The sequence below is a fragment of the Streptomyces sp. NPDC002125 genome (genome assembly GCF_053593715.1).
In genome coordinates this window covers 479,398-490,888 of the sequence record NZ_JBSFDD010000001.1, presented here as the reverse complement: position 1 = coordinate 490,888, position 11,491 = coordinate 479,398, and the positions used below count along the sequence as shown (strand labels likewise).

General features: G+C 68.3%; 12 protein-coding genes. All 12 read left to right on the top strand.

The genetic code is table 11. From position 1 onward, the window contains the following. Window positions 1-42: 42 nt before the first annotated feature. The 12 genes from ACWCQM_RS02105 to ACWCQM_RS02050 all read left to right on the top strand — a co-directional run bounded on the left by ACWCQM_RS02105 (window position 43) and on the right by ACWCQM_RS02050 (window position 11,394). Window positions 43-1,329, top strand: coding sequence for a serine hydroxymethyltransferase (locus ACWCQM_RS02105; protein WP_450913455.1), 1,287 nt, complete (start codon window positions 43-45; stop codon window positions 1,327-1,329). A 94-nt stretch (window positions 1,330-1,423) separates the two neighbouring features. Continuing rightward, entirely contained in the window at window positions 1,424-2,779 is a 1,356-nt protein-coding gene (locus ACWCQM_RS02100) for an MraY family glycosyltransferase (RefSeq protein WP_450913454.1), read from the top strand. 263 nt (window positions 2,780-3,042) lie between these two features. Next, window positions 3,043-3,480: a hypothetical protein gene (locus ACWCQM_RS02095; RefSeq protein ID WP_450913453.1), complete on the top strand. Its 438-nt coding sequence runs from the start codon at window positions 3,043-3,045 to the stop codon at window positions 3,478-3,480. A 222-nt stretch (window positions 3,481-3,702) separates the two neighbouring features. Then, the gene (gene atpB, locus ACWCQM_RS02090; RefSeq protein WP_329232899.1) at window positions 3,703-4,518 is read left to right on the top strand and encodes a F0F1 ATP synthase subunit A; all 816 of its coding nucleotides are present in this window, start codon (window positions 3,703-3,705) and stop codon (window positions 4,516-4,518) included. A 76-nt stretch (window positions 4,519-4,594) separates the two neighbouring features. Beyond that, window positions 4,595-4,840: an ATP synthase F0 subunit C gene (atpE, locus tag ACWCQM_RS02085; RefSeq protein ID WP_014048348.1), complete on the top strand. Its 246-nt coding sequence runs from the start codon at window positions 4,595-4,597 to the stop codon at window positions 4,838-4,840. A gap of 42 nt (window positions 4,841-4,882) precedes the next feature. Then, window positions 4,883-5,428: a F0F1 ATP synthase subunit B gene (locus ACWCQM_RS02080; RefSeq protein ID WP_450913452.1), complete on the top strand. Its 546-nt coding sequence runs from the start codon at window positions 4,883-4,885 to the stop codon at window positions 5,426-5,428. Beyond that, window positions 5,425-6,240 (top strand): F0F1 ATP synthase subunit delta, encoded by an 816-nt coding sequence (locus ACWCQM_RS02075; RefSeq protein WP_450913451.1) that lies wholly within the window; start codon window positions 5,425-5,427, stop codon window positions 6,238-6,240. The genes ACWCQM_RS02080 and ACWCQM_RS02075 overlap by 4 nt, the downstream gene beginning before the upstream one ends. Before the next feature lie 147 nt (window positions 6,241-6,387). Beyond that, window positions 6,388-7,959: a F0F1 ATP synthase subunit alpha gene (gene atpA, locus ACWCQM_RS02070; RefSeq protein WP_073745255.1), complete on the top strand. Its 1,572-nt coding sequence runs from the start codon at window positions 6,388-6,390 to the stop codon at window positions 7,957-7,959. A gap of 3 nt (window positions 7,960-7,962) precedes the next feature. After that, window positions 7,963-8,880: a F0F1 ATP synthase subunit gamma gene (locus ACWCQM_RS02065; RefSeq protein WP_450913450.1), complete on the top strand. Its 918-nt coding sequence runs from the start codon at window positions 7,963-7,965 to the stop codon at window positions 8,878-8,880. Next, on the top strand, window positions 8,880-10,322 hold the full coding sequence (gene atpD, locus ACWCQM_RS02060) for a F0F1 ATP synthase subunit beta (RefSeq protein WP_450913449.1): 1,443 nt from the start codon (window positions 8,880-8,882) through the stop codon (window positions 10,320-10,322). Before ACWCQM_RS02065 ends, atpD begins: the two co-directional genes overlap by 1 nt. Window positions 10,323-10,431: 109 nt before the next feature. Then, entirely contained in the window at window positions 10,432-10,806 is a 375-nt protein-coding gene (locus tag ACWCQM_RS02055; RefSeq protein WP_069170672.1) for a F0F1 ATP synthase subunit epsilon, read from the top strand. Window positions 10,807-10,947: 141 nt separating this feature from the next. Beyond that, the gene (locus ACWCQM_RS02050; protein WP_073745261.1) at window positions 10,948-11,394 is read left to right on the top strand and encodes a DUF2550 domain-containing protein; all 447 of its coding nucleotides are present in this window, start codon (window positions 10,948-10,950) and stop codon (window positions 11,392-11,394) included. The last annotated feature ends 97 nt before the right edge of the window (window positions 11,395-11,491 follow it).

The following is an 11,491-nucleotide window of genomic DNA, read 5'->3' as shown; positions in this document are numbered from 1 at the left end:
TGACGCCACGCACCCCCCCACCCTCAGGTCCGGAGCCGTCAGATGCCGGTCACCACTCCCGCCGCACCCGCCGCCGCGCCGCTCTCCCCGTCCGGGACCGCCATGCCGCAGGGCTCCGGCGCCCTGCTCCGCCAGGACCCCGAGATCGGGGGCATCCTGCTGGCCGAGGCGGGCCGGCAGGCGAGCACCCTCCAGCTCATCGCCGCCGAGAACTTCACCTCGCCCGCCGTGCTCGCCGCCCTCGGCTCCCCGCTCGCCAACAAGTACGCCGAGGGCTACCCCGGCGCCCGTCACCACGGCGGCTGCGAGCAGGCGGACGCGGCCGAACGCGTCGCCGTCCGGCGGGCGACGGCACTCTTCGGCGCCGAGCACGCCAACGTCCAGCCGCACTCCGGCTCCTCCGCCGTGCTCGCCGCCTACGCGGCGCTGCTGCGGCCCGGCGACACCGTGCTGGCCATGGGCCTTCCGTACGGCGGGCATCTGACCCACGGCGCCCCGGGCAACTTCTCCGGACGCTGGTTCGAATTCGCCGGGTACGGCGTCGACCCCGACAGCGGACTCATCGACTACGCCCAGGTGCGCGCCCTCGCCAGGGCGCGGCGCCCCAAGGCGATCGTCTGCGGCTCCATCTCCTACCCGCGCCACCCCGACTACGAGCAGTTCAGGGCCATCGCCGACGAGGTGGGCGCCTACCTGATCGCGGACGCCGCCCATCCCATGGGACTGATCGCCGGGGGAGCGGCGCCCAGCCCGGTCCCGTACGCCGACGTGGTGTGCGCGACGACGCACAAGGTGCTGCGCGGGCCGCGCGGCGGCATGATCCTCTGCGGTGTCGAACTGGCGGAGCGCATCGACCGCGCGGTGTTCCCCTTCACCCAGGGCGGCGCCCAGATGCACACGGTCGCGGCGAAGGCGGTCGCCTTCGGGGAGGCCGCGTCGCCCTCGTACGCGGTCTACGCCCACCGCGTCGTCGCCCACGCCCGGGTCCTCGCCGCCGCACTGGAGTCCGAGGGCTTCGAGATCACCACGGGCGGCACCGACACCCACATCGTCGTCGCCGACCCCGCGCCCCTCGGCGTCGACGGCCGCGTCGCCCGCGAGCGGCTCATGGCCGCCGGAATGGTCCTGGACACCTGCGCCCTGCCGTACGGGGACGCGCGCGGCATCCGGCTCGGCACCGCCGCCGTCACCACCCAGGGCATGGACGAGGACGACATGCCGCGGATCGCCGGGCTGTTCGGCGCCGCCGTGCGCGCGGAGGGCGACACGGGCCGGCTGCGGGCGGAGGTACGGGAACTGGCCGAGCGGAATCCGCCGTATCCCGGGTAGGCGGTAGGCGCCAGGCATGTGCAACCAAACACCCGTGGCTCGATGTCCTTGCCCATGAGACTAGGGTGTGGGGCTGAGATGGCCGGCGAAATCTGTGGGGCAGCCCGTGCGTGATTACCTGCTGACGCTCTGTGTCACGGCCGCAGTTACCTATCTGCTGACCGGACCGGTGCGGAAGTTCGCCATCGTGATCGGGGCGATGCCCGCGATCCGGGCGCGTGACGTACACCGGGAACCGACACCTCGGCTCGGTGGCATCGCCATGTTCGGCGGACTGTGCGCGGGGCTGATCGTCGCGGACCATCTGTTCAACCTGAACGGGGTCTTCGAACTCTCCAACGAACCCAGGGCGCTGCTCTCCGGAGCCGCCCTGATCTGGCTGATCGGCGTCCTGGACGACAAGTTCGAGATCGACGCCCTGATCAAGCTCGGCGGGCAGATGATCGCCGCCGCCGTCATGGTCATCCAGGGTCTGACGATCCTGTGGCTGCCCATCCCCGGCATCGGCACGGTCGCGCTCACCCAGTGGCAGGGCACGCTCCTCACGGTCGCCCTCGTCGTGATCACCATCAACGCGGTCAACTTCGTCGACGGCCTGGACGGCCTCGCGGCCGGCATGGTCTGCATCGCCTCCGCGGCGTTCTTCCTGTACACCTACCGCCTCTGGTACGGGTACGGCATCGAGGCGGCGGCCCCCGCGACGCTCTTCGCCGCGATCCTCATGGGGATGTGCCTCGGCTTCCTGCCGCACAACATGCACCCGGCCCGGATCTTCATGGGGGACTCGGGCTCGATGCTCATCGGCCTAGTGCTGGCCGCCGGCGCCATCTCGATCACCGGCCAGGTCGACCCCGACACGATGAAGATCTTCGAGGGAGGCAGCGAGCGGGCGGCGACCCACGCGGCCCTGCCCGTCTTCATGCCGCTGCTGCTGCCGCTGACGATCATCGCTATCCCGGCCGCCGACCTCGTGCTGGCCATCGTGCGGCGCACCTGGAACGGCCAGTCGCCGTTCGCGGCCGACCGGGGTCACCTGCACCACAGGCTGCTGGAGATCGGGCACTCGCACAGCAGGTCCGTGCTGATCATGTACTTCTGGTCCGCGCTGATCGCCTTCGGCGCCGTGGGTTACTCCGTGCACTCCGCGTCCCTCTGGATCGTGCTGGTGATCGTGGGGCTCAGCGCCGTCGGCCTGGTCCTGCTGCTGATGCCGCGCTTCACCCCGCGCGCACCGCACTGGGCGGAGTCCTTCGTGCCGCCGCGCTACCGGCGCCGCCTGCCGGAGGAGGACGCCCCGGAGGCCCAACACGCGTCCGAGGGCGCGCAGATGACCTCCCCGGCTCCCGAACGGGCCTCTGTAGCCGTCGGCGTCTCCGGTGTCAACGGAGCGACAGCGATCGGCCCCCGTTCGCGGTTCACGGATCGGGATCACGCCGACTCGTCGCGTTAGCGGCGACCGTACAGAATCCCCCATACCAGACGGACGCCCGTGACGTTCTGCACACACGCGCGGATTAACTCTCATGTGTGACAGCTGGCACACGTTCTGAGTAAAGACCTCATCAAATAGTTTGTGATACCGTTCACGAAGCCCGGTGAGGAGCCGAAGGACCTGAGTAGCACGGTCCTTTGGCCCGAGGCATCGACTCGGACCGGGCCTACGCTCGTCCCTGACGACCACCGCCCCATCCCCTGCAACGCGGAGTAACCGCCATGCCGTCCAACGACGTCCGGACTCTCCTTCACACCGCCGTGCCCACTGCCGCCGTCGGTGTCATCACCGTTGCCGTCAGCGCCGCGCTCGCGGGCGGCAAGGGAGCGGTCGGCGCGACGGTCGGGACGCTGGTGGTGATTCTCTTCATGGGGATCGGACTCGGCGTCCTGCAGCGCACCGCGAAGTCCCTGCCGCATCTGTTCCAGTCCATGGGCCTGTTGCTCTACACGACCGAACTGCTGCTGCTGTTCGTCTTCGTCGCCGCGTTCAAGGACACGACGCTGTTCAATCCCAGGGCTTTCGCCGCAGGGGTGATGGTCGCGACGCTCTCCTGGGTCGCGGCCCAGATCCGCGTGCACATGAAAGCCAAGATCCTTTACGTCGAACCGGACTCGTCCGCGGGCAAGAAGCCCGAGAACATGGGGTCCACGACGTGAGGGGTAGGGCCGGGATAAGCGAGCGTTCGAGACCCTGCTATCGTCCGGTGCCAACTGCGGCACTGCGGGCGCGGGCATCAAAATCGGCGCCTGCTTCATCGCGAGGCGTAATGCCTGAGCCGCCCCCCATCCGTAAGACCAGTCCAGTGCCGACCAGCGGCTGCCTGCCGCGCCGACACAACGAGGTTGCCGTACCTATGCGCCACGCTGAAGGAGCCCGCGGTGAGTGCTGACCCGACGACGGTGCTCGCCTTCGAGACCGACTGCCACATCTTCGACGGATGCGGCTTCCCGGCTCCTGGCCTGCACTCCTTTGTTTTCGAGCCGATGTTCACGGTCGGCGGCATCGAGATCAACAAGCCGATGCTGCTGGCGGTCCTGAGCACCGTTGTCGTCGTCGGCTTCTTCTGGGCGGCTTTCAACAAGCCGAAGGTGGTGCCCGGAAAGCTCCAGATGGTCGCCGAGGCGGGTTACGACTTCATCCGCACCGGTGTGGTGTACGAGACGCTCGGCAAGCGCGAGGGCAAGAAGTACGTGCCCCTCATGGTCTCGCTGTTCTTCTTCATCTGGATCATGAACCTCTGGGCCATCATTCCGTTCGCCCAGTTCCCGGTGGTCTCGGTCATCGGTTTCCCGGTGGCGCTGGCCGCGATCGTCTACATCCTCTGGGTCAGCCTGACCTTCAAGCGGCACGGCTTCGTCGGCGGCTGGAAGAACATCTCCGGCTACGACCCGTCGATCGGCCCGGCTCTGCCCTTCGTCATGCTCATCGAGATCATGTCGAACCTGCTGATCCGGCCCTTCACGCACGCCGTGCGACTGTTCGCGAACATGTTCGCCGGCCACGTGCTGCTGCTGATCTTCACGATCGCCAGCTGGTACCTGCTGAACGGCATCGGTATCGCCTACGCCGGTGTGTCGTTCGTGATGACCATCCTGATGACCGCCTTCGAGCTGTTCATCCAGGCGCTGCAGGCCTATGTGTTCGTCCTTCTGGCCTGCAACTACATTCAGGGCGCTCTCGCAGAGAACCACTGAGCAGCACCCGGCACCACCCCCGATAGTCGTCCGGTGGCCAACCCCCACCGGTTCTGAAAGAGAAGGAAGAAACGGCATGTCCGCTCTTGAGACCCTCGCCGCCGTCAACATCACGGGCAACCTCGGTTCCATCGGCTACGGCCTCGCCGCGATCGGCCCCGGCGTCGGCGTCGGCATCATCTTCGGTAACGGCACGCAGGCGCTCGCCCGTCAGCCCGAAGCTGCCGGCCTGATCCGCTCGAACCAGATCCTCGGCTTCGTCCTCTGTGAGGCGCTCGCCCTGATCGGTCTCGTCATGCCCTTCGTCTACCCGGTCGACTAAGTCGCGGCATTCCGACTGCCCGATGCGACGAAAGGCATTGATGTGAACGCCCTACAGCTGGCGGCCGAGGAAGAGATCCAGAACCCGCTGCTTCCGGCGATCCCCGAGATCGTCATCGGCCTGATCGCCTTCGCCATCGTCTTCGGTTTCCTCGCCAAGAAGCTCCTCCCGAACATCAACAAGGTTCTGGAAGAGCGCCGCGAGGCCATCGAAGGCGGTATCGAGAAGGCCGACGCGGCCCAGACCGAGGCCCAGAGCGTTCTTGAGCAGTACAAGGCTCAGCTCGCCGAGGCCCGGCACGAGGCCGCCCGTCTGCGCCAGGAGGCGCAGGAGCAGGGTGCCGTCATCATCCAGGAGATGAGGGCGGAAGGTCAGCGGCAGCGCGAGGAGATCATCGCCGCAGGCCACGCCCAGATCGAGGCGGACCGCAAGGCCGCTGCCTCGGCGCTGCGCCAGGACGTGGGCTCCCTCGCCACCGCCCTGGCCGGCAAGCTCGTCGGCGAGTCCCTCGAGGACCACGTCCGGCAGAGCGGCACCGTCGACCGTTTCCTCGACGAGCTCGAGGCGAAGGCCGAGGCCGTCCGATGAACGGAGCGAGCCGCGAGGCGCTGGCCGCCGCACGCGAGCGTCTCGACGCACTGACCGACTCCACGTCGGTCGACGCGGCGAAGCTCGCCGAGGAGCTGGCAGCCGTCACCGCGCTGCTCCACCGCGAGGTGTCGCTGCGCCGGGTCCTCACCGACCCGTCGCAGGGCGGCGAGGCCAAGGCCGAGCTGGCCGGACGACTGCTGAGCGGACAGGTGGGCGGCGAAGCCGTGGACCTGGTCTCCGGCATGGTCCGGTCCCGCTGGTCGCAGTCGCGTGACCTGGTCGACGCGGCCGAGGAGCTGGCGAACACCGCCGACCTCACCGCTGCCCAGCGCGCGGGTGCCCTCGACGACGTCGAGGACGAGCTGTTCCGGTTCGGCCGGATCGTCGCCTCCGACGTGGCACTGCGGTCGGCCCTGACCAGCAAGTCGGCCACGGCCTCCGCCAAGAGCGAGCTGCTCCGCAGCCTGCTCGGCGGCAAGGTCCAGCCCGTCACGGAGCGTGTGATCACGCGCCTCGTGACGCAGCCCCGAGGACGTAGCCTGGAAGCGGGACTCGATTCCCTGTCCAGGCTCGCCGCGGAGCGCCGGGACCGCATGGTCGCCGTCGTCACCTCGGCGGTGCCGCTGTCCGATCGCCAGAAGCAGCGCCTCGGCGCAGCCCTGGCGAAGATCTACGGCCGGCAGATGCACCTGAACCTGGACGTGGACCCCGAGGTCCTCGGTGGGATCTCGGTGCGCGTCGGTGACGAGGTCATCAACGGCACGATCGCGGAGCGCCTCGAAGAGGTCACCCGCAGGATGGCCGGCTGACGGCGCGCAGCGCCCACACCGCACCAACTGAACGAGCAAGAATTGCGGCCCGGTTGGGCCGTGCAGAAATTGCGGAAGATTCCTGGGGGTCGCCCCCAGACCCCTTTGAGAAACTTCGGGCCCAACAAGGAGAGCAGGGAACCCCAGATGGCGGAGCTTACGATCCGGCCGGAGGAGATCCGGGACGCACTGGATAACTTTGTCCAGTCGTACCAGCCGGACGCGGCCTCGCGCGAGGAGGTCGGGACGGTCAGCGTTGCCGGCGACGGCATCGCGAAGGTGGAGGGCCTGCCCTCCGCCATGGCGAACGAGCTGCTGAAGTTCGAGGACGGCACCCTCGGTCTCGCCCTCAACCTCGAGGAGCGCGAGATCGGTGCGATCGTCCTCGGCGAGTTCAGCGGAATCGAGGAGGGCCAGCCGGTGCAGCGCACCGGTGAGGTGCTCTCCGTCGGCGTCGGCGAGGGCTACCTCGGCCGCGTCGTCGACCCGCTCGGCAACCCGATCGACGGTCTCGGCGAGATCGCGACCGAAGGCCGTCGCGCCCTCGAGCTGCAGGCCCCTGGCGTCATGGTCCGCAAGTCGGTGCACGAGCCGATGCAGACCGGCTACAAGGCCGTCGACGCCATGGTGCCGATCGGCCGCGGCCAGCGTCAGCTGATCATCGGCGACCGTCAGACGGGTAAGACCGCTCTGGCCGTCGACACGATCATCAACCAGCGCGACAACTGGCGCTCGGGCGACGTGAACAAGCAGGTGCGCTGCATCTACGTCGCCATCGGTCAGAAGGGCTCCACCATCGCCTCCGTGCGCGGTGCCCTCGAAGAGGCCGGCGCGCTCGAGTACACGACCATCGTCGCCGCCCCGGCGTCCGACCCGGCCGGCTTCAAGTACCTGGCGCCGTACACCGGTTCGGCCATCGGCCAGCACTGGATGTACGACGGCAAGCACGTCCTCATCATCTTCGACGACCTCTCGAAGCAGGCCGACGCCTACCGCGCCGTGTCGCTGCTGCTGCGCCGTCCGCCGGGCCGCGAGGCCTACCCGGGCGACGTCTTCTACCTGCACTCGCGTCTGCTGGAGCGCTGCGCCAAGCTCTCCGACGACATGGGCGCCGGTTCGATGACGGGCCTCCCGATCGTCGAGACCAAGGCGAACGACGTGTCGGCGTTCATCCCGACCAACGTCATCTCCATCACCGACGGCCAGTGCTTCCTGGAGTCCGACCTGTTCAACGCGGGTCAGCGTCCGGCGCTCAACGTCGGTATCTCGGTCTCCCGAGTCGGTGGCTCCGCCCAGCACAAGGCCATGAAGCAGGTCTCCGGCCGTCTTCGTGTGGACCTCGCCCAGTTCCGTGAGCTGGAGGCGTTCGCCGCCTTCGGTTCCGACCTGGACGCGGCCTCCAAGGCGTCGCTGGAGCGCGGTAAGCGCATGGTCGAGCTGCTGAAGCAGCCCCAGTACGCCCCGTTCCCGATGGAGGAGCAGGTCGTCTCCGTCTGGGCCGGCACCACGGGCAAGATGGACGACGTCCCGGTCGAGGACATCCGCCGCTTCGAGAGCGAGCTGCTCGAGTTCCTGCGCCGCGAGCGCAAGGACCTGCTGACCAGCATCGCCGAGGGCGGCAAGATGTCCGACGACACGCTGCAGTCGATCGCGGACGCGATCGCCGCCTTCAAGCAGCAGTTCGAGACCTCGGACGGCAAGCTCCTGGGCGAGGGCTGATCGATGGGCGCTCAGCTTCGCGTTTACAAGCGCCGCATCCAAGCCGTCACCGCGACCAAGAAGATCACCAAGGCGATGGAGATGATCGCCGCCTCGCGCATCGTCAAGGCGCAGCGCAAGGTGGCGGCGTCGATGCCGTACGCGACCGAGCTCACCCGTGCGGTGACCGCGGTGGCGACCGGCTCGAACACCAACCATCCGCTCACCACCGAGGCCGAGGCTCCGGCCCGGGCGGCGGTCCTGCTCCTCACGAGCGACCGCGGTCTGGCCGGCGGCTACTCCTCCAACGCCATCAAGGCGGCGGAGCGGCTTCGGGAGCGGCTGGCGGCCGAGGGCAAGGAGGTCGACACGTACATCGTCGGCCGCAAGGGTGTCGCGTACTACGGCTTCCGTGAGCGCAAGGTCTCGGAGTCCTGGACCGGCTTCACCGACAGCCCCGAGTACTCGGATGCCAAGAAGATCGCCGAGCCCCTCATCGAGGCCATCCAGAAGGACACGGCCGAGGGCGGGGTCGACGAGCTGCACATCGTCTTCACCGAGTTCGTGTCGATGATGACGCAGAACGCGGTCGACGGCCGGATGCTGCCGCTGTCGCTCGACAAGGGCGAGGAGGAGAGCACCGAGAAGGGCGAGATCCTTCCGCTGTTCGAGTTCGAGCCGTCGGCGGAGGACGTCCTCGACGCCCTTCTGCCGCGCTACGTCGAGAGCCGTATCTACAACGCACTGCTGCAGGCCGCCGCTTCCGAGCACGCCGCCCGCCGCCGTGCGATGAAGTCGGCGACCGACAACGCCGGGGATCTGATCAAGAGCCTTTCCCGGCTTGCCAACGCGGCCCGCCAGGCCGAAATCACCCAGGAAATCAGCGAGATCGTCGGCGGTGCAGGTGCGCTGGCCGACGCGTCCGCGGGGAGTGACAAGTAATGACGACGACAGTTGAGACGGCCGCTGCCACGGGCCGCGTCGCCCGGGTCATCGGCCCGGTCGTCGACGTGGAGTTCCCCGTCGACGCGATGCCGGAGATCTACAACGCCCTGCACATCGACGTCGACGACCCGGCCGAGGCCGGCGCTCGTAAGACGCTGACCCTCGAGGTCGCCCAGCACCTGGGTGACGGCATGGTCCGCGCGATCTCGATGCAGCCCACCGACGGCGTGGTCCGCCAGGCCCCGGTGACCGACACGGGCACGGGCATCACCGTCCCCGTCGGTGACATCACCAAGGGCAAGGTGTTCAACACCCTCGGCCAGATCCTGAACGAGCCGGAGGCCGAGGCGCAGATCACCGAGCGCTGGCCGATCCACCGCAAGGCCCCGGCCTTCGACCAGCTCGAGTCGAAGACCGAGATGTTCGAGACCGGCCTGAAGGTCGTCGACCTGCTGACCCCGTACGTCAAGGGCGGCAAGATCGGTCTGTTCGGTGGTGCGGGCGTCGGCAAGACGGTCCTCATCCAGGAAATGATCATGCGTGTGGCGAAGCTGCACGACGGTGTGTCGGTGTTCGCCGGTGTCGGCGAGCGCACCCGTGAGGGCAACGACCTCATCGACGAGATGACCGACTCGGGCGTCCTGGAGAAGACCGCGCTGGTCTTCGGCCAGATGGACGAGCCGCCGGGCACCCGTCTCCGGGTCGCGCTGTCCGCCCTGACCATGGCGGAGTACTTCCGCGATGTGCAGAAGCAGGACGTGCTGCTCTTCATCGACAACATCTTCCGCTTCACGCAGGCCGGTTCCGAGGTCTCCACGCTGCTCGGCCGCATGCCGTCCGCGGTGGGTTACCAGCCGACCCTGGCCGACGAGATGGGTGTGCTCCAGGAGCGCATCACCTCGACGCGTGGTCACTCGATCACCTCGATGCAGGCGATCTACGTCCCCGCGGACGACCTGACCGACCCGGCCCCGGCCACCACGTTCGCCCACCTCGACGCGACGACGGTTCTCTCCCGTCCGATCTCCGAGAAGGGCATCTACCCGGCCGTGGACCCGCTGGACTCCACGTCCCGCATCCTGGACCCGCGCTACATCGCGCAGGACCACTACGACACGGCCAGCCGCGTCAAGGGGATCCTGCAGAAGTACAAGGACCTCCAGGACATCATCGCGATCCTCGGTATCGACGAGCTGGGCGAGGAGGACAAGCTCGTTGTCCACCGTGCCCGTCGCGTCGAGCGCTTCCTGTCGCAGAACACCCACGCCGCCAAGCAGTTCACCGGCCTGGACGGTTCGGACGTTCCGCTCGACGAGTCGATCGCCGCGTTCAACGCGATCTGCGACGGGGAGTACGACCACTTCCCCGAGCAGGCGTTCTTCATGTGCGGTGGCATCGAGGACCTCAAGGCCAACGCCAAGGAGCTCGGCGTCTCCTGAGCCTCCGGCTCACCGAGGGGGGTGGGTGTGTCCCACCCCCCTCACCACGCCCCGTAGAATTGAACCGACACCCGGCACGACCGCCGGGTGGTGACCCGAGGAGCCACCCTTGGCTGCTGAGCTGCATGTCGAGCTGGTCGCCGCGGACCGCAGTGTCTGGTCCGGCGAGGCCACCCTCGTTGTCGCACGTACCACGTCCGGCGACATCGGCGTCATGCCCGGTCACCAGCCGCTTCTGGGTGTGCTGGAATCGGGCCCCGTGACGATCCGTACGAGCGACGGCGGGACTGTTGTCGCCGCTGTGCACGGCGGTTTCATCTCGTTCGCGGACAACAAGCTCTCGCTGCTGGCGGAGATCGCCGAGCTTGCTGACGAGATCGACGTCCAGCGCGCCGAGCGTGCGCTGGAGCGCGCGAAGTCGGACACGGACGCCGCCGCCGAGCGGCGCGCCGATGTGCGACTGCGTGCGGTGGCGGCGCACTGAGCGTCCCCACGAGCAGTTTTTACTCAGCCGCGGCCCGAGCTGGAGCGATCCAGACCGTGTCGCGGCTGAGGCGATGCAGGTGCAGTTCTGTTCGGCTCGGTTCGGTATCCGTAACTCGACGATGCGAGGAGGTCGGTGGAGATGGTCCTCGCTCTGTGGGTTGGCGGTCTGGTCGTCGTACTGGTCGCGGTGGGTCTGTTCGTCTTCGGCCTCCGCAGGCGGCTGATCCAGCGCTCGGGCGGAACGTTCGACTGCAGCCTGCGCTGGGACGTCTCCGAGGAACCGGACCCGTCGGGCAAGGGCTGGGTGTACGGCGTCGCCCGCTACAGCGGTGACCGCGTCGACTGGTTCCGGGTCTTCTCCTACTCGCCCCGTCCCCGCCGAGGGCTGGAGCGTGCCGCCATCGAGGTGGTCGCCCGCCGGCTGCCCGAGGGTGAGGAGGAGCTGGCGCTCCTGTCCGACTCCGTCGTGCTCGGCTGTCTCCATCGGGGGACACGCCTGGAGCTGGCGATGAGCGAGGACGCTCTGACGGGTTTCCTCGCCTGGCTGGAAGCGGCGCCGCCCGGCCAGCGAGTCAATGTGGCTTGAGTAGGGTCTCGCTGGTTGGGGGTCCCCCCGGACGGAGTCTGGGGGAGGGTCAATGTGGCTTGAGTAGGGTCTCGCTGGTTGGGGGTCCCCCCGGACG

Coding starts and splice junctions, on each gene's coding strand:
- atpD (WP_450913449.1), top strand. CDS start 8,880: ATGACGACGACAGTTGAGACGGCCGCTGCCACGGGCCGCGTCGCCCGG.
- atpE (WP_014048348.1), top strand. CDS start 4,595: ATGTCCGCTCTTGAGACCCTCGCCGCCGTCAACATCACGGGCAACCTC.
- ACWCQM_RS02075 (WP_450913451.1), top strand. CDS start 5,425: ATGAACGGAGCGAGCCGCGAGGCGCTGGCCGCCGCACGCGAGCGTCTC.
- ACWCQM_RS02050 (WP_073745261.1), top strand. CDS start 10,948: ATGGTCCTCGCTCTGTGGGTTGGCGGTCTGGTCGTCGTACTGGTCGCG.
- atpA (WP_073745255.1), top strand. CDS start 6,388: ATGGCGGAGCTTACGATCCGGCCGGAGGAGATCCGGGACGCACTGGAT.
- ACWCQM_RS02065 (WP_450913450.1), top strand. CDS start 7,963: ATGGGCGCTCAGCTTCGCGTTTACAAGCGCCGCATCCAAGCCGTCACC.
- ACWCQM_RS02095 (WP_450913453.1), top strand. CDS start 3,043: ATGCCGTCCAACGACGTCCGGACTCTCCTTCACACCGCCGTGCCCACT.
- ACWCQM_RS02105 (WP_450913455.1), top strand. CDS start 43: ATGCCGGTCACCACTCCCGCCGCACCCGCCGCCGCGCCGCTCTCCCCG.